At 66.3% G+C, this 17,654-nt stretch carries 20 protein-coding genes; 11 read left to right on the top strand and 9 right to left on the bottom strand.

Features of this window, described 5'->3' with window-relative positions; genetic code table 11:
* Positions 1–48: 48 nt before the first annotated feature.
* The 8 genes from coaE to glnA form a co-directional block, all read right to left on the bottom strand.
* Positions 49–672, bottom strand: a complete 624-nt coding sequence (gene coaE / locus BSY238_RS04915; protein WP_069038154.1) for a dephospho-CoA kinase — start codon at positions 670–672, stop codon at positions 49–51.
* Positions 669–1,352, bottom strand: coding sequence for a hypothetical protein (locus tag BSY238_RS04920; protein ID WP_069038155.1), 684 nt, complete (start codon positions 1,350–1,352; stop codon positions 669–671). Before BSY238_RS04920 ends, coaE begins: the two co-directional genes overlap by 4 nt.
* Before the next feature lie 57 nt (positions 1,353–1,409).
* Positions 1,410–2,192, bottom strand: coding sequence for a type III pantothenate kinase (locus BSY238_RS04925; protein ID WP_069038156.1), 783 nt, complete (start codon positions 2,190–2,192; stop codon positions 1,410–1,412).
* Position 2,193: 1 nt separating this feature from the next.
* Positions 2,194–2,997 carry a biotin--[acetyl-CoA-carboxylase] ligase gene (locus BSY238_RS04930; RefSeq protein WP_069038157.1) on the bottom strand — a complete coding sequence of 268 codons (804 nt, stop codon included), beginning with the start codon at positions 2,995–2,997 and terminating at the stop codon, positions 2,194–2,196.
* A 56-nt stretch (positions 2,998–3,053) separates the two neighbouring features.
* Complete coding sequence (gene ntrC / locus BSY238_RS04935; RefSeq protein WP_069038158.1) at positions 3,054–4,469, bottom strand: nitrogen regulation protein NR(I); 1,416 nt, start codon at positions 4,467–4,469, stop codon at positions 3,054–3,056.
* Positions 4,466–5,569, bottom strand: a complete 1,104-nt coding sequence (glnL, locus tag BSY238_RS04940; RefSeq protein ID WP_069038159.1) for a nitrogen regulation protein NR(II) — start codon at positions 5,567–5,569, stop codon at positions 4,466–4,468. Before glnL ends, ntrC begins: the two co-directional genes overlap by 4 nt.
* Before the next feature lie 72 nt (positions 5,570–5,641).
* Positions 5,642–6,121, bottom strand: a complete 480-nt coding sequence (locus tag BSY238_RS04945) for a DUF4124 domain-containing protein (RefSeq protein WP_069038160.1) — start codon at positions 6,119–6,121, stop codon at positions 5,642–5,644.
* A 157-nt stretch (positions 6,122–6,278) separates the two neighbouring features.
* Positions 6,279–7,691 (bottom strand): type I glutamate--ammonia ligase, encoded by a 1,413-nt coding sequence (gene glnA, locus BSY238_RS04950; RefSeq protein ID WP_069038161.1) that lies wholly within the window; start codon positions 7,689–7,691, stop codon positions 6,279–6,281.
* Positions 7,692–8,015: 324 nt separating this feature from the next.
* On the opposite strand from glnA, the gene BSY238_RS04955 reads away from it, so the two are divergent.
* The 10 genes from BSY238_RS04955 (at position 8,016) to BSY238_RS05000 (ending at position 16,393) form a co-directional block, all read left to right on the top strand.
* The gene (locus tag BSY238_RS04955; RefSeq protein ID WP_069038162.1) at positions 8,016–8,465 is read left to right on the top strand and encodes a rhodanese-like domain-containing protein; all 450 of its coding nucleotides are present in this window, start codon (positions 8,016–8,018) and stop codon (positions 8,463–8,465) included.
* Positions 8,466–8,475: 10 nt separating this feature from the next.
* Positions 8,476–9,579, top strand: a complete 1,104-nt coding sequence (gene nadA / locus BSY238_RS04960) for a quinolinate synthase NadA (RefSeq protein WP_069038163.1) — start codon at positions 8,476–8,478, stop codon at positions 9,577–9,579.
* Positions 9,580–9,592: 13 nt separating this feature from the next.
* Positions 9,593–10,078, top strand: a complete 486-nt coding sequence (locus BSY238_RS04965) for a hypothetical protein (RefSeq protein WP_069038164.1) — start codon at positions 9,593–9,595, stop codon at positions 10,076–10,078.
* On the top strand, positions 10,075–10,830 hold the full coding sequence (locus BSY238_RS04970; protein WP_069038165.1) for an endonuclease/exonuclease/phosphatase family protein: 756 nt from the start codon (positions 10,075–10,077) through the stop codon (positions 10,828–10,830). The genes BSY238_RS04965 and BSY238_RS04970 overlap by 4 nt, the downstream gene beginning before the upstream one ends.
* 29 nt (positions 10,831–10,859) lie before the next feature.
* Complete coding sequence (gene clsB, locus BSY238_RS04975) at positions 10,860–12,050, top strand: cardiolipin synthase ClsB (RefSeq protein ID WP_069038166.1); 1,191 nt, start codon at positions 10,860–10,862, stop codon at positions 12,048–12,050.
* 57 nt (positions 12,051–12,107) lie between these two features.
* The gene (locus tag BSY238_RS04980) at positions 12,108–12,440 is read left to right on the top strand and encodes a PepSY domain-containing protein (protein WP_069038167.1); all 333 of its coding nucleotides are present in this window, start codon (positions 12,108–12,110) and stop codon (positions 12,438–12,440) included.
* Between the two features lies 1 nt (position 12,441).
* Positions 12,442–13,119, top strand: a complete 678-nt coding sequence (locus BSY238_RS04985) for a response regulator transcription factor (protein ID WP_069038168.1) — start codon at positions 12,442–12,444, stop codon at positions 13,117–13,119.
* Positions 13,116–14,489, top strand: coding sequence for an ATP-binding protein (locus tag BSY238_RS04990; protein ID WP_069038169.1), 1,374 nt, complete (start codon positions 13,116–13,118; stop codon positions 14,487–14,489). The genes BSY238_RS04985 and BSY238_RS04990 overlap by 4 nt, the downstream gene beginning before the upstream one ends.
* Position 14,490: 1 nt before the next feature.
* Positions 14,491–14,814, top strand: coding sequence for a PepSY domain-containing protein (locus BSY238_RS04995; RefSeq protein WP_223300272.1), 324 nt, complete (start codon positions 14,491–14,493; stop codon positions 14,812–14,814).
* Positions 14,815–14,890: 76 nt separating this feature from the next.
* Positions 14,891–16,393 carry a CoA-acylating methylmalonate-semialdehyde dehydrogenase gene (locus BSY238_RS05000; protein WP_069038171.1) on the top strand — a complete coding sequence of 501 codons (1,503 nt, stop codon included), beginning with the start codon at positions 14,891–14,893 and terminating at the stop codon, positions 16,391–16,393.
* 6 nt (positions 16,394–16,399) lie between these two features.
* On the opposite strand, the gene BSY238_RS05005 is transcribed toward BSY238_RS05000, so the two are convergent.
* Positions 16,400–16,945, bottom strand: coding sequence for a hypothetical protein (locus BSY238_RS05005; protein ID WP_069038172.1), 546 nt, complete (start codon positions 16,943–16,945; stop codon positions 16,400–16,402).
* A 122-nt stretch (positions 16,946–17,067) separates the two neighbouring features.
* Here BSY238_RS05005 and BSY238_RS05010 point away from each other — a divergent pair, with 122 nt between their 5' ends.
* Entirely contained in the window at positions 17,068–17,646 is a 579-nt protein-coding gene (locus BSY238_RS05010) for a histidine phosphatase family protein (RefSeq protein ID WP_069038173.1), read from the top strand.
* Positions 17,647–17,654 lie beyond the last annotated feature (8 nt).

Raw genomic sequence — 17,654 nt, forward strand, 5'->3', positions numbered from 1 at the left:
GGACTTGTTCAAGCAAATTCTCATGATTCTGACGGAAAACCCCTTGAGTCACAACGCCGACGCGGGTTTTTCACGTTCCGCGAGCGCCATGTAGCGCGCATGGAGCACATCGACCTGTGGCACCAGCGCAGCGCGCTCGCCTGCGTTGTCGATGACATCGTCGGCCACCGCGAGGCGGGCTTCGCGCGACGCCTGCGCGGCGATGATGCGGTCGATCTCGCCTTCCGGAAGGGCGCTGCGCGCATGAACCCGTTCGCGCTGCAGTTCGACCGGGCAATCGACCACCAGCACGCGGTCGCAGCGGGTGTTCCAGGCGCCGGATTCGATCAGCAACGGCACCGCCAGAACGACGTAGGGTGCGACGCTGGCGGCGACCTCTTCGCGCGCCCGGGTGCGGATCAGCGGGTGCAGCAGCGCTTCGAGCCGGGTCCGCGCCGCCGGGTCGGCGAACACGCGGGCGCGCATGCGGGCGCGGTCCAGCGCGCCGTCGGCCGTGATGAAGGCATCGCCGAACGCCTCGCGCAGCGGCGCGATGGCAGCGCCGTGCGCTCCGGTGAGCTGGTGTGCGATGGCGTCGGTGTCGACCAGCGCAGCTCCGCGCTGCACGAACAGCTCGGCCACGGCCGACTTGCCGCTGCCGATGCCGCCGGTCAGCCCGACCACGAAGGTCATTGGCAGTCGGTCCGCTGGGCCGTCTCGTCGAGCACAGGGGCGCTGTCGAACAAGGCAGCCAGTTCCGGCCCGGTGCCGCGTACCTCGACCCGGTAGCGTCCGGCGCGGCCCTCGCGCGGCGCGATGCGCGCGCTGCGCACGCCTTGCCCGTTCAGCGTGGCCAGCAGTTCCTTCGCGGCCGCCTCGGTCTTGAACAGGCCGAGCGACACGGCCAGCTTCTGCGAATCGGCCGGATCGGCCATGACGATCATTTCGCGCACGCCCAGCGCGCGCAGTTCGGCCTGCTTGCGTTCGGCCAGCTGGCGCGTCTGCATGTCGGGGATGTGCACCCACCAGGCGGTGGTTTCGGTCTGTTCGGCTTCCGACAGCTGCAGCGCAAGCTGCTGCGAGGCGATGCGCGCGGTCAGCGCATCGACCTGCTCTCGCGACAGGCCGTCGAACGCCCGGCAGAGCGCCGGCGCGTCGGTGTCGGCCGCGACGGCAGCGGCGACATCCGGCGCGGCTGCGGTCTGAGTGACGGGAGCCTGGCCATCGGACGCCAGGATGCGGATGCTGTCCGGCTTCATCTGGCTGGCCATGCGCAGCGGCTCGCTGCCGTCCCCCTTGCCGGCTATCAGGCCGGACACGAAGGGGTAGAGCGCAACATTGACCAGCAGCAGCAGGAAGAACGCGAGACGCATCGTCAATGTCCGTGGCGCGGCGCAATGCCGTCGAAAGGTGTTTTCATTCGAAAAATGTCATTCGGGAAACTTCGGTCGCAGGGCTTCACGTGCGGCGTCCTGTTCCGGCACGCATTTCATCACATCCGGGCAATTGTCCGCAGCCGCCAGCCGGGCCAGCCCGTGCAGCACCAGATCGTCCACCCGCCGGTGCGCACAGCGCAGTCGCGGCCCGATCGCTGCCGCCGCGCCACCGGACAGCAGCACGGTCGCCTGCGGGCCAAGCTGTTCGCGCACGCGTTCGATCAGCGCCGCCTGTGCATCGGTGCACGCGTTGTGGATGGCATCGTCGGTGTTGCGCGGCCAGTCGGCGGCGTGACCGGCCGCGTGCGGCAGGTCCGCGGTGTGGCGCGCCAGCGATTCGAGCATGAGGCGCAGGCCGGGCAGGATGTAGCCACCGATGAAGCGATCGTCGGCGTCGAGCGCATCGATGGTGGTCGCAGTGCCTGCCGTGGCGACGACGAGTGGCCCGGACTGCAGCGCGCGAGCGCCGATCAGCGCGGCCCAGCGGTCGGCGCCCAGCTGTGCCGGCTGCTCGTACAGATTTGCAATGCCGCAGGCCGTTGCCCGGGCGAACACGCGGTGCGCCGCGCAGTCCGGCGGCAGCGCACGCCGGATGGCGGCATCGACGACGTCGCCCGCCACGCAGGTGTAGTGCGCGGTCGTGGCCGCCTGCCACGCGTGCGCCAGCGCTGCCACATCGAGCGCCGCGGTGTCGAACGCCGACACCTCGCCGGGGTGACCACGTTCGCACCACGCCCACTTGATGCGGCTGTTGCCGGCGTCGATCAGCAGTTGCACGTCAGGGCGCCGTACGCAGCGACACGTCGCCGGCGAGCACGCGCTCGATCCGGCCGTCGCAGTCGAGCCGCAATGCGCCGTCCTGATCGGCACCCAGGCAGCGTCCGCACAACTGCGCGCCATCGCCGGACACGGTGACCGCCTGGCCGGCATGCAGGTTGTAGTGGTTCCAGCGATCAGCGAAGGGCGCGAAACCCTGCGCCGCGAACTGCGGCAGCATGCCGGCCAGCGCGTCGGCCAGGGCGGCGCCGACGTCCAGCCAGACCTCGCGGCCGGGCGCATCCGGGCAGAGCGCCGCCGGTGCATGGGCGTAGTCGCCGGCCGGTGGCAGCGCGAGGTTGAGCCCGACACCGATGACGGCGGTCGTATCGCCGGTTGGCGGCGATGACAACTCGATCAGCACGCCACCCAGCTTCCGGTCGGCCCGCATCAGGTCGTTCGGCCACTTGAGTGCGATGTCGGTGATGCCGCGCGCGCGCAGCGCATCGGCGAGTGCGACGCCGACCGCCAGACTCAATCCGGACAGCGCATCGGCACGCAGCGCAAAGGTGTGGCGCAGCGAAAAGGTGAGGCTGTCGCCCGGGCGGGCCGTCCATGCGCGACCGCGCCGCCCGCGGCCGGCGGTCTGTTCGAGCGCGAACAGCAAGCGCGTGTCGCGCCCGGTCTGATCGAGCAGCAGGCTGTTGGTGCTGGTGCAGGCGGCGCACACCTCGACCGTCCAATTGTCGGGAACGGCGCGGGCGCGCTGGCGCAGCGCGTCGGCAAGGGCGGTGTCCGCAACGGCGGTTTCGGCGAGGACGGTCATGCGGCGGATTGTAGCCGGGTGGCTGCATGCAGCCACCCGGCATCGCGTCACGCGGACTACTCGAGGTCGGTCTCGACTTCGCGTCCGCCTTCGATGTTCAATTCCTGGATCTTGCGCGTGATCGTGTTGCGGCCGATGCCGAGCAGTTGCGCGGATTCGATGCGCCGCCCGCCGGTGCTGGCCAGAGCGCGCCGGATCAGCGTGCGTTCGAATTCCTGCACCAGATGATCGAACAGCGCCGGCTGCTTGAGCGCGATCAGGCGGTCGACCTCGGACGCCAGCGCTGCGCCCCAGTCCCCCGCCGCTTCGCGCGCCGGCTGGCTGCGCAGTTCGGCCGGCAGATCCTTCACGTCGACCACCTGCCCCGGTGCCATCACGGTGAGCCAGTGGCAGAGATTTTCCAGCTGACGCACATTGCCCGGAAACTCCAGCCCCTGCAGATAGCGGGTTGCCGGCTCGGACAGGCGCTTGGCATCGACGCCCAGTTCCTGCGCGCTCTTGGTCATGAAGTGCTGGGCCAGCAGCACGATGTCCTCGCGCCGCTCGCGCAGCGGCGGAATGCGCAGCCGGATCACGTTCAGCCGGTGGAACAGGTCTTCGCGGAACAGGCCCTGCTTCACGCGGTCTTCCAGGTTCTGGTGGGTGGCGGCGATCACGCGCACGTTCGACTTGATCGGCGAATGGCCGCCGACCCGGTAGAAATGGCCGTCGGACAGCACGCGCAGCAGGCGCGTCTGCAGCTCGGACGGCATGTCGCCGATTTCATCGAGGAACAGCGTACCGCCGTCGGCCTGCTCGAAGCGGCCGCGGCGCATCGCGGTGGCGCCGGTGAAGGCGCCGCGCTCGTGGCCGAACAGTTCGGACTCCAGCAGGTCACGCGGGATGGCCGCCGTGTTGATCGCGATGAAGGGTGCGTCGCGACGCGGGCTGTGGCGGTGCAGCGCACGCGCCACCAGCTCCTTGCCGGTGCCGGACTCGCCGTTGATCAGCACCGTGGCGTGGCTCTGCGCCAGACGGCCGATGGCGCGGAACACGTCCTGCATCGACGCCGCCTTGCCGAGGATTTCCGGCGCCATGTCGGCTTCGGCCGGCGCACTGGCCTGGTGCATGCTCTCTTCGATGGCCCGGCGCACCAGTTCGATCGCGTGATCGACATCGAACGGTTTGGGCAGGTACTCGAAGGCGCCACCCTGGAAGGCGGCGACCGCGCTGTCCAGATCCGAATAGGCGGTCATGATGATGACCGGCAGACTGGGGTGGCGCGCCTTGACCTTTTCCAGCAGCGACAGACCGGATTCGCCCGGCATGCGGATGTCGGACACCAGCACCTGCGGCTGGCCGCCGGCATCGAGCGCATCGAGCGCTTCCTGTGCGGTGGAAAAGGCGGAATACGGGATCGACTCGCGCGCCAGCGCCTTTTCGAGCACCCAGCGTATCGAGCGGTCATCATCGACTATCCAGACCGGATTCATGGTTTCTCCGAAGTGCCTTGCTTGAACGGCAGCAGTATTGTGAAAACGGTATAGCCCGGCCGGCTCTGCACCTCGATAGTGCCGTGGTGCTGATGCACGAAGCTCTGCGCCAGCGTGAGCCCGAGTCCGGTGCCGTCGTCGCGGCCGGACACGAGCGGATAGAAGATGCGGTCGACCAGGTCTTCCGGAATGCCCGGGCCGTTGTCGATCACTTGCAATTCGAGTGCCAGCTTGTGCCGGCGCTTCACCAGCGTCGCCTGACGGTGGGCACGGGTGCGCAGACGGATGCTGCCGTGGCCCTTCATCGCCTGCGCGGCATTGCGCGCGATGTTCAGCACGACCTGGATCAGCTGTTCGCGATCGGCCGTCAGGTCGGGCAGGCTGGTGTCGTAGTCGCGTTCGACGGCAACCTCGGGAAACTCGGATGCGATCAGCAGGCGCACGCGTTCCAGTACTTCGTGGATGCTGACCGTGGTCACCTGCATCGCGCGATGCGAATGCAGCAGACGGTTCATCAGGTCCTGCAGCCGGTCGGATTCATTGATGATGACCTGCGTGTATTCACGCAGTTCGGGCCGGTCGAGTTCGCGCTCCAGCAGTTGTGCGGCGCCACGGATACCGCCGAGCGGATTCTTGATTTCGTGCGCGAGATTGCGGATCAGCTCGCGGTTGGCCTGTTGCTGCTGCAGCACCTGCTCTTCGCGCGCGATGCGCAGCTGCTGGTCGATCGGGCGGAATTCCAGCAGGATGCGTGCGTCTTCCGCATGCACCGGCGACACCGTGCAGTCGAGCTGCAGCGATCCGCCGATCTGCCTATCCACCGACAGATTGTGACCGGTGTAGCTCCAGTTGTTGGCGAGCGCGTTGTCGAGCGCGGTATCAAGACCGTGCATCGGGCCGATCAGCCGGTCGCAGTGCTTGCCGTGCAGTTTCGCCAGACTGGCGGCGAACAGGTTTTCAGCCGCCGGATTCAGGTAGACGATGTGCCGCTCGGCATCGAGCAGCGCCACCGCGCTCGCGAGCAGCTCCAGTCCGCTGAAGCGTTCGGACCATTCGCGGGAGGGGTGGCGGGACGACCTGCCGGGCTTGGATGCAGTCATGACCGCGATCCACGCAAGAAGCGCGCCAGCATTGCCTGCCGATCCATCGGCAGGCCGGCGAGTGCCCTGCGGTCAGGGCAGCTTGGACAGCTCCTTGCGCAGCGCATCGACATTGCGTTCATGCAGAGCCACATTGTCCTTGAGCCCCTGTATCCGGTCGAGATACTTCTGATAGTTGCGCTCGTTGCCCAGACGGACCGCTTCACCCTCGGTCAGCGCCTTGCGCGCCTCTTCGAGACTGCCGGTTTCGGTCGCCAGTTCGGCTTCGAGGATGCGCCTGCGTTCGGTATCGCGCGCCTTCTGCTGGTCGTTGCTGACGCTCGGAAAACCACCGGGATTGGCGGCCGGCTTGGGCGTGGCAGCCGCCGGGCCCGGCACCGAACTGACCGGCACGTCGCTGGCCAGCACCTTGCATCCGCTGGCGCGCGATTTTTCGTTCGTGTAGGTGGTGTGGCCTTCGGCGTCGACGCACTTGTAGATTTCTGCCGTGGCGGGCGCAGCGGCAAGCAGGCTTGCCGCTGCAATCAGGATACGGTTCAGACCTTGTAGCATGTGGATCACCTGGGCGTTTCGGGTCAAAGCAGCGCGAGTGTAGGGCGCGCACTTGCGCAGTGACAATGAAAAAGGACGGCTAATTGCCGTCCTTTTCCTCAACGCTTCACATGCCGCGCGGGCTGACGCCACGCCGGCATGTGCTGATCGATGGCGATCAGAGGCTGTAGTACATCTCGAACTCGACCGGGTGGGTCGTCATGCGGGTGCGATTCACTTCGGTCATCTTCAGCTCGATATAGGCTGCGATGAAGTCTTCCGAGAACACGCCGCCCTTGGTCAGGAAGGCATGGTCTGCGGCGAGCGCATCGAGGGCTTCGTCGAGGCTGGCGCACACGGTCGGGATCAGCTTGTCCTCTTCCGGCGGCAGGTCGTACAGGTTCTTGTCGGCCGGTTCGCCCGGATGGATCTTGTTCTGCACGCCGTCCAGGCCCGCCATCATCAGCGCGGCGAAGCACAGGTACGGGTTGGCAAGCGGATCCGGGAAGCGTGTTTCGATGCGGCGTGCCTTGTCGGATGCCACGTGCGGAATGCGGATCGATGCCGAGCGATTGCGGGCCGAGTAGGCCAGCTTGACCGGTGCTTCGTAATGCGGCACCAGACGCTTGTACGAATTCGTACCCGGGTTGGTGATCGCATTCAGCGCCTTGGCGTGCTTGATGATGCCGCCGATGTAGTACAGGGCGAATTCGGACAGGCCGGCGTAGCCGTTGCCTGCGAACAGGTTCTTGCCGTCCTTCCAGATCGACTGGTGAACGTGCATGCCGGAGCCGTTGTCGCCGACGATGGGCTTGGGCATGAAGGTCGCGGTCTTGCCGTAGCTGTGGGCGACGTTGTGCACGATGTACTTCAGCGTCTGCGTCCAGTCAGCGCGGCGCACCAGCGTGTTGAAGCGGGTGCCGATCTCGTTCTGGCCGGCGGTCGCGACTTCGTGGTGATGCACTTCGACCGGGATGCCGACGGCTTCCAGTGCCAGCACCATGGCGGCGCGGATGTCATTGTGCGAATCGACCGGCGGAACCGGGAAGTAGCCGCCCTTGACGCCCGGACGGTGACCGGTGTTGCCGCTTTCGAACTTCTCGCCCGACGACCACGCGGCCTCTTCCGAGAAGATCTGCACGCGGCAGCCCGACATGTCGATGTTCCACTCGACGCTGTCGAAGATGAAGAATTCGGGTTCCGGGCCGAAGAAGGCGGTGTCGCCCAGGCCGGACGACTTCAGGAAGGCTTCGGCGCGCTTGGCGATGGAGCGCGGATCGCGGTCGTAGCCCTTGCCGTCGGACGGCTCGACCACGTCGCAGGTGATGACCATCGTGGTTTCGTCGAAGAACGGGTCGATGAAGGCGGTTTCCGGATCCGGCATCAGCAGCATGTCCGAAGCCTGGATACCCTTCCAGCCGGCAATCGACGAACCATCAAAAGCGTGGCCTTCGGTGAACTTGTCGGCGTCGAAGGCGCTGACCGGCACACCCACGTGCTGTTCCTTGCCACGGGTGTCGGTGAAACGGAAATCAACGAACTTGACCTCCTTCTCCTTGATGATGTCGAGTACCTGCTTCGCGGTCGTCATGATTTCTCCTACGATGGATGTATGGATGTTGCTCGGTCGGCTTGAACGGGGTAATTCCTGTTTTGGGCGAGTCTGGGGCACGTCGCAACCGTTCAGTCGCGGCGGCTGTCGCAGCGCTGACTAAAGCAGATCGCGTGCCACGCACCGGATTCCGCCCCGGGATTGTGCCACAGGCCGCATTGACGTCGGCGATGCGGGCAGCAGGCCCGAAAACTGCACCGATTTGATGCAGGCCTGTTTTTGACAGCACTATTTTGGTGCATACAGGCGTCGGCTGCAGCGGACGATATACTTCGATCACTTTTATTCGCCTGAACATCAGCCATGGCTACACTCGGACAGATACTCGGTCTCGCGCGGGAACGTGCGCAGCAGCTCCAACTGCCTTACGCCGGTGCCGTGACGCCGGCCGAAGCCCACGAATTGCTCAGACTTGCGCCGGGCGCGCGCATTGTCGATGTGCGCACGTCGGCCGAGTGGCAGTGGGTCGGCGAGGTACCGGATTCGGTGCAGATCGAATGGAATCATTCATCCGGCCAGCGCAACCCCGATTTCCTCACCCAGCTCAAGCACCAGGTCGATCCCGAAGCGCTGGTGATGTTCCTGTGCCGCAGCGGCGGGCGCTCGCACGGCGCCGCCGCGGCCGCAGCGGAAGCGGGCTACAGCAATGCCTACAACATCCTCGAAGGATTCGAGGGAGACATGGACGCCAACGGCCATCGCAACACCGTGGGTGGCTGGCGCAAGGCCGGCCTGCCGTGGAGCCAGACCTGAAGGACACCCGATGCAAGTCGCCAACATCACCTTTGACCGATTCAATGCGCTGGCCGACGATCAGGCGCAGTCGCGCATTCTCGCGGCGCGCGAAAAGCTCGGCCAGCGCGCAGTCATCCTCGGTCACCACTATCAACGTGCCGATGTCTATCGCCACGCCGACCTGACCGGCGATTCGCTTAAGCTGGCGCGGCTGGCCAGTCAGACCGATGCGGAATTCATCGTGTTCTGCGGCGTGCACTTCATGGCCGAAGTTGCGGACATCATGTCGCGCCCGGAACAGATCGCCATCCTGCCCGACCTGGCGGCAGGCTGTTCGATGGCCGACATGGCCAGCCTGGCCAAGGTGGAACGCTGCTGGCGCGAGCTGCGCGACATGACCGGCGACCCGGATGCGCTCATCACACCGGTGACCTACATCAATTCGGCGGCCGACCTGAAGGCCTTCTGCGGCGAGCACGGCGGCATCGTGTGCACCTCGTCGAACGCTGCCAGCATTCTCGAATGGTCGCTCGCGCGGCGCGAAAAGGTGCTGTTCTTCCCCGACCAGCACCTCGGGCGCTGGACAGGCTACAAGATGGGCATTCCGCTCGACGACATGGTGGTGTGGGACCCGGATCTGGAGAATGGCGGCCTGACGCGCGAGCAGGTGGCGAAGGCGAAAATCCTGCTGTGGAAGGGCCACTGTTCGGTGCACCAGATGTTCCAGCCGGCGCACATCCTGCGCTGGCGCAACCAGCATCCGGACGGCCTCGTCATCTCGCATCCGGAAAGTGCCCTCGAAGTGTGTCGCCAGTCGGATTACGTCGGTTCGACCGAATACATCCTGAAGACGGTCAAGGCGGGCGCGCCCGGCACGAAGTGGCTGGTCGGCACCGAACTCAACCTCGTGAATCGCCTGGCCGAGGAAGTGAAGCACGAGGGCAAGACCGTTCAGTTCATGGCACCCACCGTGTGCATGTGCTCGACCATGCAACGCATTGATCCGCAGCATCTGGCCTGGTGTCTGGAGAACCTCGCCGAAGGTCAGGTGGTGAACCGGATCAGCGTGCCGGAACACGAAGCCGTTCCAGCCAAACTCGCGCTCGACCGCATGCTCGCCGCCTCGCCCTGAGGACGGCTTCCACATGGACTGGATGCAGCGCTGGGAACTGGCCAGTTATGTCGTGACCGCGCTGGGCCTGCCCCTGGCGGTCATCACCTTCATCTACCAGCAGCGGCGCGAGCGCGACAACGAAGACGAAGAGGCGTACCAGATGCTGTCGGACGCCTACATCGACTTCCTGAAGATCGTGCTCGCCAATCCGGACCTGCCGCTGCGCGAAACGGCTGCGCCGCAGCACCTCAGCGACGAGCAGGAACGGCGCATGCACATCATCTACCAGATGCTCATTTCGCTGTTCGAGCGCGCCTATCTGGTCGCCTGGACTGACGAAACCGAAGGGCTGGCCGCACGCCGCTGGGCGTCATGGGACGACTACATGCGCGAATGGCTGGCCTGCGACGCCTTCCGCAACCAGCTCATGACCCTGCTGCGCGGGGAAGACCCGGCGTTTGCGCGCCACATGATGAGACTTGCCGAAGCCGGTCGCGGCCACCCGCTCGATCCATGACGACAGACCTTCGCATCTGCACCTGGAACATCCACAAGGGCTTTTCGCAGTTCAACCGCCGCATGGTGATCCACGAACTGCGCGACCGCCTGCGCTACCTGTCGTCGGATCTGGTGTTCCTGCAGGAGGTGCAGGGTCAGCACCACGGGCATGCGCTGCGCCACGCCGACTGGCCGATCGAGCCGCAGTACGAATTCCTGGCCGATGAAATGTGGCCGGCGACCGCCTACGGCCGCAATGCGGTGTATGACCACGGCCACCATGGCAACGCCATCCTGTCGCGCCACCCGATCTCGCAGACCGACAACCACGACATGTCGGCACACCGCTTCGAACAGCGCGGTCTGCTGCATTGCGTGATCGAACCGGTGCCCGGCCGGCGCGTGCACGCGCTGTGCGTGCATCTGGGCCTGACCGCACGCGGCCGGGCCCAGCAATACGCCATGCTGGCCGAGCACGTGAATTCGACCATACCCGCCGCCGAAGCCTTGATCGTGGCCGGCGATTTCAATGACTGGCACAACCGTGCCGAAGGCCAGTGGGCCGATGCACTTGGCCTGCAGGAGGCGCACAGCCTGTTCCACGGCCGCCCCGCGCGCAGCTATCCGGCGGCCTTTCCGCTGCTGCGGCTGGACCGCATCTATGTGCGCGGACTCGACGTGGGCGAAGTGAAGCTGCATGCAGGCCGACCCTGGTCGCGCATTTCCGATCATGCGGCGCTGACCGCGCGACTGTCGCTGACTGCATCGTGACGACGTCGTGAGACCGCAGTGAGCCTGGGATGAGTCGATTCCTGCCTGGCAACGACATCCGCCTGCTGGTGTGCGGCGAACAGTACTTTCCTGCGCTGGAAGCGGCGATCGATCTCGCGCGCCATGAAATCTTTCTGGAAACCTACATCTTTGCCGACGACAGCATCGGCGAGCGCATCGCCGCCGCCCTTGCGCGGGCCGCACGACGCGGCGTGCGCGTGCGCATTTTGGTCGACGGCTTCGGCGCGCGCGAATTCGAAACCACGCACCGGGTGGCGCTGGAGACCGCCGGCGCGCATACGCTGATCTTCCGCCCCGACATCAGCTGGGTCACGCTGCGCCGCAACCGGCTGCGCCGCATGCACCGCAAGCTCGCCGTCATCGACGCAAGCACCGGCTTTGCCGGCGGCATCAACATCATTGATGACATGCACACCCCCGGTCACACACCGCCGCGCTTCGATTTTGCGGTTCAGGTGCGCGGGCCGCTGGTGGCGCGCATGCATGCCGAATGCCAGAAGCTTTGGGAACGCGTGGCCTGGGCGACGCTGCAGTTCAGGCCACGTCTGCCGCGCCTGCGGGAGTATGCCAACCGGCAGGCCGGACAGATCCGCGCCACGCTGCTGGTGCGCGACAACCTGCGACACCGGCGCGATATCGAGGACGCCTATCTCGAGGCGATCAACGGGGCGCGCAGCGACATCATCATCGCCAATGCCTACTTCCTGCCGGGCCGGCGCTTCCGCCAGGCGCTCGTGCGGGCGGCGGAACGCGGCGTGACGGTGACGCTCATCCTGCAGGGGCGGGTCGAATACCTGCTGATGCACTACGCCTCGCAGGCGCTCTACGGTGCGCTGCTGTCGAAGGGCGTGCGCATCGTCGAGTACCGCCGCAGTTTCATGCACGCCAAGGCGGCCGTCGTGGACGACGACTGGGCCACGGTCGGCTCCAGCAATATCGATCCGTTCAGCCTGATGCTGGCGCGCGAAGCCAATGTGGTGGTGAGCGACGCCGGCTTCACCCGGGAGCTGCGGCAGAAGTTGCTGCAGGCGGCCAGCCATGGCGGCCGCGAGCTGCGGCATCGACAGTGGAAGAACCGCCCGATGACCGAACGCGTGCTGCGCTGGATGGCCTACGGCATGGTGCGCGTGATGATCGGTCTGGCCGGCGACCTGCTGGCGCGGCGCCGCGCCGGACGCGACACACGGCACAACCTCTGAGCCCAGGTGGCGCCGTGCTTTCAGGCTGGTTTCAGCTTCGGCACCTACACTGCAGCCATGAGAACCCGACGCCTCCTGCTCTTCATGGCCGTTCCGCTGCTCGCCATCGGTGTGCTCGCCGCCGGCCTGTTCTACATGCCCATGGGCCTCGCCGACGACGATCACATCCGGGCGCGGGAATTGAGCCAGCGTGGCGAAATCCTGTCGCTGGAAAGGATTTCCGATCTCGCGAAGGCGGTGCACCCGGGCAAGCTGATAGACATCGATCTGGAGCGCAAGCGCGAGCTGTGGATCTATGAAGTCGAGCTGCTCGACGATCGGGGCCGCGTGTGGGAAATGAAGTTCGACGCACGCAATGGCGAACTGCTGAAGCTGGAACAGGACGACTGACGTGCGACTGCTGCTCGCTGAAGACGACGAAGCGCTCGTTGCCGGGCTCAAGCCGGCGCTGGAACAGGCCGGCTACGCGGTCGATCTGGCGACCGACGGCGTGCTTGCGCAGCTGTGCGCAGACGCGATCGACTACGACCTCGTACTGCTCGACCTGGGTCTGCCGCGGCGCAGCGGCGTCGAGGTGCTGCAGCACTGGCGCAGTTCAAGCAGGTCGATGCCGGTGGTGGTGCTGACGGCGCGTGACACCTGGCAGGAAAAGGTGGCGGTGCTGACCGCCGGCGCCGACGACTATGTGTGCAAACCCTTCCACACCGAAGAGCTGCTGGCCCGTCTGGCGGCCGTGCTCAAGCGCAGCACGTCCGCCAGACTTGCACCGGGGCCGCTGTCGGTCGCCGGCCTGTCGCTCGATGAGCACGAGCAGAGCGTCACATTGGGCAACGGTGAGCGCGTCGGGCTTAGCCAGATCGAATTCCGTCTGCTGCGCTGCTTCATGCTGCATCCCGGGCGCGTGCTGTCGCAGCAGCGCCTGAACGAACACCTCTATGACCACGCCACCGAACACGAAAGCAATGTGATCGAGGCACACCTCACCCGGCTGCGCCGCAAGATCGGCCGTGACTGGATACAGACGCGGCGCGGTCAGGGTTATGTGTTCGACCCGCCTGCCGAACCATGAACGGTTCGCTGCACCGGCGCCTTGCCATCGGTCTGACGATCAGCCTTGTGCTGCTGGCCGGCCTGCAATGGCTGCTGTCCGGCATCGCCATCGAGCGGCTGCTGAAGGCGCAGCTTGCCCAGCGTCTGGAGCGTGATGCGGAGAACCTTCTGGCCGCGCTGCACATCGACGCCGACGGCCGACTGGCACTCGACGCGACGCGCGTCGGCGGCGAATACCAGCGCCCGTTCTCGGGCCATTACTACCGGCTCGAGATCACGCACGACGGTCAGACGCACGACATCACATCGCGCTCGCTGTGGGACGGCGGACTTGCGCTGCCGCCGGCGGCCGATGCGCGCCGACGTGAGACAGCGGCGCGCGGTCCGCAGGGGCAGTCGCTGTGGGTGGTGTCGGTGCAGTACGAGAAGCGCACCCAGCGCGTCACGATCGCCGTGGCCGAAGACCTTGCGCCGCTGCAGTCCGGACTGCGACAGTGGCATCTGCTGTACGGCCTGCTGTCGCTGGCGGTGCTGCTGCTGGTGCTGGCTGTTCAACGCTGGGTCGTGCGGCGCTCGCTGCGCCCGCTGGCCGAGCTGCAGCGGCAGTTGCAGGCACTCGGACGGGGCGAACGTAGCGAACTCGATGCCCCGGTGCCGGATGAAATCGGGCCGCTGGTGGCGCAGCTCAACAGCATGCTGGGCATGCTCGCACGCCGCTCGCAACGTTCGCGCGAGGCGCTGGGCAACCTTGCCCATGCGCTCAAGACAAGGCTGGCGGTGCTGGTGCAGGCGACCGAGTCGCCCGAACTCGCCGCGCACCCGGCGCTCAGGCAGCGCCTCGTCGACAGCAACACGCTGATGCGCCACGCCATCGAACGAGAGCTGCGTCGGGCCCGGCTGATGGGCGGTGCGCATCCGGCCCAGCGCAGCAGCGTCGCTGCGGTGATCGATCAGCTCGGGCGCACGCTGGGCATCCTCTACGCGGAAAAGAAGCCCGATATCCGCATCGACGTGCCGTCGGGTCTGGCGCTGGCCATGGACCCGGAAGACCTGCTCGAACTGCTCGGCAACCTGATGGACAACGCCTGCGCGTGGTGCACCGGCGTGGTCGGCGTCTCCATCCGGTACGCCGACGACATCAGCATCACACTTGAAGACGACGGCCCGGGATGCCCGGCCACACAGCTTGAAGCGCTGACCGAACGCGGCTTTCGCGCCGACGAATCACGCCCCGGCCACGGTCTGGGTCTGGCCATCGTGCGCGATCTGGTCGACAGCTACGGCGGCACACTGGAATTCGGTCATTCGACCGCACTGGGCGGACTGCGCGTCACCGCGCACCTGCCTGTCCATCTGGGGCACACCGCCCCGAACGTCCGAGGAGACTGACATGAAGACATCTGCAATGCGCACTGCCCTGGTTGCCGTGCTGACCGCGTGCGCCACCCTGCCTGCATTGGCCGACGACGACGACCTGCCGAAGATGCGCGCCATCGCTGCCGGCGCCAAGCTGATATCACTCGAGGACGCCCAGGCCAAGGCGCTCGCCGCCAAACCCGGCACCATCGTGGACGTCGACCTCGAACGCCGCTTCCTGGGGCGAAACTACGACTATGAGTTCGAAGTGATCGACGCCGAGGGCAAGGAGTGGGAGGTCTACATCAACGCCCGCGATGGCTCCGTGCGATCGGTGCGTCAGGACTGGTTCGAGTGAGGCGACGCACGCAGCCTGCACCGTTGCAGCACGTCTGCTGCACAATCAGGCCTGACCTTCCCGTACCGGACTGACCATGAGCTTTGAACACGCCCTGCCCCACTGGATCAACAACGCACGCGACGTGCTGCACAGCGAACGTCAGGCCGACGTATTCGATCCGGCCCATGGCCGGGTTGCGCGGCGCGTGCTGCTGGCCTCCGACAGCGACGTGTCGGCAGCGGTCGCCAGCGCCTCAGCGGCACAACCCGCGTGGGGCGCACTGCCGCCGCTGCGCCGTGCGCGCGTGCTGTTCCGCATGCAGGAGCTGGTGACGAAGTACAGCACCGACCTCGCGCGCCTGATCACGCGCGAGCATGGCAAGACGCTGCCGGACGCGCAGGGCGAGGTGCAGCGCGGGCTGGAGGTGATCGAATTCGCGTGCGGCATTCCGCAACTGCTCAAGGGCCAGTATTCGGACAACGTCGGCGGCGGCATCGCCAACTGGAGCCAGCGCATGCCGCTGGGTGTCACGGCGGGCATCACGCCGTTCAACTTCCCATTCATGGTGCCGATGTGGATGGCCCCGGTGGCCATCGCCTGCGGCAACAGTTTCATCCTGAAGCCGTCGGAACGCGATCCGTCACCGTCGCTGCTGACTGCCGAACTGTTCCGGGACGCCGGCCTGCCGGACGGCGTGTTCAACGTCGTGCAGGGTGACCGCGAGGCGGTCGATGCGCTGCTGGTGCATCCGGACGTGCGCGCCGTGAGCTTCGTCGGCTCGACGCCGATCGCGCGCCACATCTATGAAACCGCGGCACGCCACGGCAAGCGTGCTCAGGCGCTGGGTGGGGCGAAGAACCACATGGTGGTGATGCCGGACGCCGACATCGCGCAGGCGGCCGACGCGTTGATAGGCGCCGCCTACGGCTCGGCCGGCGAACGCTGCATGGCGATTTCGGTCGCGGTGGTGGTGGGCGACATCGCCGATGCGCTGGTCGATGCAGTCAAGGTCCGCGCGCAGAAACTCACGATCGGCGACGGCGAAAGCCCGGGCGCCGACATGGGCCCGGTCGTGACAGCCGCGCACCGCGACCGCATCGTGTCGCTGATCGACAGCGGCATCGCGGAAGGTGCGACGCTGGTGCTCGACGGGCGGCGACACACGGTGGCCGGGCGGGAGAACGGCTACTTCCTCGGCGCGACGCTGTTCGACCATGTAACGCCCGACATGCGCATCTGGCGGGAAGAAATCTTCGGCCCGGTGCTGTGCGTGGTGCGTGCGGCAAGCTTCGGCGAAGCCGTCGAGCTGGTGAACAGCCACGAATACGGCAATGGCGTGTCGCTCTACACGCGGGACGGACGCACCGCGCAGGAATTCGCGCAGCGCATCGAAGCCGGCATGGTGGGTATCAACGTACCGATTCCCGTGCCGATGGCGTGGCACTCGTTCGGCGGCTGGAAACAGAGCCTGTTCGGCGACCTGCACGCCTATGGCGAAGAGGGCGTGCGTTTCTACACGCGCTACAAGAGCGTCATGCAGCGCTGGCCGGACAGCAGCTCGAAAGGGCCGGAATTCGGGATGCCGGTGAATCAATGATTGCAGTTACTCGATGAGGATCTGCGGCAGCCAGTGGGAACGCGGGTCGCCGACGCTCAGGTCTTCATCGCGCAGCGGGCGCGTACGTCGCTCGACAGGCACGCTGTCGGGCACGATGAAGGGGTCCATGTCGACATCGTGCGCCACCCCCTCGATGCGCCCGCCCGCGACCTTCATCCGGTAATACACGCCGTTGAACGGATTGATGTGCAGCGCCGCCGGTTCGGTGCGCATGAACATCAGCGCCATTTCGAGCGGGACCAGATCGGTTTCGCTGACCCGCGGCACTTCGCGCTCGACCGGAAAATTGCACAGTCGCTGCGTCGGCCCGGTCAGACAGCGGAACGGACGCATGGCGAGAAAGTATTCTTCGAGCTTGGCGTCGAGCACCACCTTGAAGCGCGAAGTGCCGTCCGCTTCCGGCGTGAAGGTGACCTGACCGATCACGATCCGCTCGCCCTGCGCATTGCCCAGCGTGATCGTGCGTGTGCCGGTCAGCACATCAGCGTGCGCCGCGGTGCTGACCAGCAGGCTGCACAAGGCTGCGTTCATCCATCGTTTCATGCTGCCCCCCCCGATGCCTGTTGTTGTGCGTGTGCTGTACTCATGGAACCTGCGTGATCTGACCGGTCGAAGTCTGCATACCTTACGCCGCAACCGGAATCGATACTGCCATGAACCGCCGTCATTTCACCGTCGCTGCCGGCACGGCGCTGCTGGCGCCCGGGCTGGCTCGCCCGGAGACGCCGGGCTCCGCACTTGTCGCGCTGCGAACTGGCGGCTGCGCCCTGCTGATGCGCCACGCGACGACCGAGCCCGGCATCGGCGATCCGCCCGGCTACCGGCTCGATGCCTGCAGTTCGCAACGCAACCTGTCACCGGCCGGACGCGAACAGGCGCGACGCGCCGGCGCATGGCTGGCGCAGCAGGGCGTCGTGTTCGATGCGGTGTTCAGCAGCCGCTGGTGCCGCTGCGTCGATACGGCGTCGCTGATGTTTCCCGGTCAGCCGGTCGAGGTGCTGGAAGCGCTGAATTCATTCTTCGACGACGGCAGCGCGCGCGAACGCCAGACCGCTGCGCTGCGCAGCTGGCTCGGAACACTGGAAGGATCGCGTCGGGTGGCGCTGGTGACGCATCAGGTCAACATACTGGCGCTGACCGGCGACAATCTCTCCATGGGCGGGGCGGTGGTGGCACAACCCGACCGGCGCGGCGGCGTGCGCAGCGTCGGCCGGATCGACCTGGGCGGCTGAGCACCTGC

The sequence above is a fragment of the Methyloversatilis sp. RAC08 genome, from assembly GCF_001713355.1.
Taxonomy (GTDB): Bacteria; Pseudomonadota; Gammaproteobacteria; order Burkholderiales; family Rhodocyclaceae; genus Methyloversatilis.

What these genes read in the sequence shown, in the direction of transcription:
- coaE (WP_069038154.1), bottom strand. Translation starts at nt 672, where the DNA reads ATGACCTTCGTGGTCGGGCTGACCGGCGGCATCGGCAGCGGCAAGTCG.
- BSY238_RS04920 (WP_069038155.1), bottom strand. Translation starts at nt 1,352, where the DNA reads ATGCGTCTCGCGTTCTTCCTGCTGCTGCTGGTCAATGTTGCGCTCTAC.
- BSY238_RS04930 (WP_069038157.1), bottom strand. Translation starts at nt 2,997, where the DNA reads ATGACCGTCCTCGCCGAAACCGCCGTTGCGGACACCGCCCTTGCCGAC.
- ntrC (WP_069038158.1), bottom strand. Translation starts at nt 4,469, where the DNA reads ATGAATCCGGTCTGGATAGTCGATGATGACCGCTCGATACGCTGGGTG.
- glnL (WP_069038159.1), bottom strand. Translation starts at nt 5,569, where the DNA reads ATGACTGCATCCAAGCCCGGCAGGTCGTCCCGCCACCCCTCCCGCGAA.
- BSY238_RS04945 (WP_069038160.1), bottom strand. Translation starts at nt 6,121, where the DNA reads ATGCTACAAGGTCTGAACCGTATCCTGATTGCAGCGGCAAGCCTGCTT.
- glnA (WP_069038161.1), bottom strand. Translation starts at nt 7,691, where the DNA reads ATGACGACCGCGAAGCAGGTACTCGACATCATCAAGGAGAAGGAGGTC.
- BSY238_RS04955 (WP_069038162.1), top strand. Translation starts at nt 8,016, where the DNA reads ATGGCTACACTCGGACAGATACTCGGTCTCGCGCGGGAACGTGCGCAG.
- nadA (WP_069038163.1), top strand. Translation starts at nt 8,476, where the DNA reads ATGCAAGTCGCCAACATCACCTTTGACCGATTCAATGCGCTGGCCGAC.
- BSY238_RS04965 (WP_069038164.1), top strand. Translation starts at nt 9,593, where the DNA reads ATGGACTGGATGCAGCGCTGGGAACTGGCCAGTTATGTCGTGACCGCG.
- BSY238_RS04970 (WP_069038165.1), top strand. Translation starts at nt 10,075, where the DNA reads ATGACGACAGACCTTCGCATCTGCACCTGGAACATCCACAAGGGCTTT.
- clsB (WP_069038166.1), top strand. Translation starts at nt 10,860, where the DNA reads ATGAGTCGATTCCTGCCTGGCAACGACATCCGCCTGCTGGTGTGCGGC.
- BSY238_RS04980 (WP_069038167.1), top strand. Translation starts at nt 12,108, where the DNA reads ATGAGAACCCGACGCCTCCTGCTCTTCATGGCCGTTCCGCTGCTCGCC.
- BSY238_RS04990 (WP_069038169.1), top strand. Translation starts at nt 13,116, where the DNA reads ATGAACGGTTCGCTGCACCGGCGCCTTGCCATCGGTCTGACGATCAGC.
- BSY238_RS04995 (WP_223300272.1), top strand. Translation starts at nt 14,491, where the DNA reads ATGAAGACATCTGCAATGCGCACTGCCCTGGTTGCCGTGCTGACCGCG.
- BSY238_RS05000 (WP_069038171.1), top strand. Translation starts at nt 14,891, where the DNA reads ATGAGCTTTGAACACGCCCTGCCCCACTGGATCAACAACGCACGCGAC.
- BSY238_RS05005 (WP_069038172.1), bottom strand. Translation starts at nt 16,945, where the DNA reads ATGAACGCAGCCTTGTGCAGCCTGCTGGTCAGCACCGCGGCGCACGCT.
- BSY238_RS05010 (WP_069038173.1), top strand. Translation starts at nt 17,068, where the DNA reads ATGAACCGCCGTCATTTCACCGTCGCTGCCGGCACGGCGCTGCTGGCG.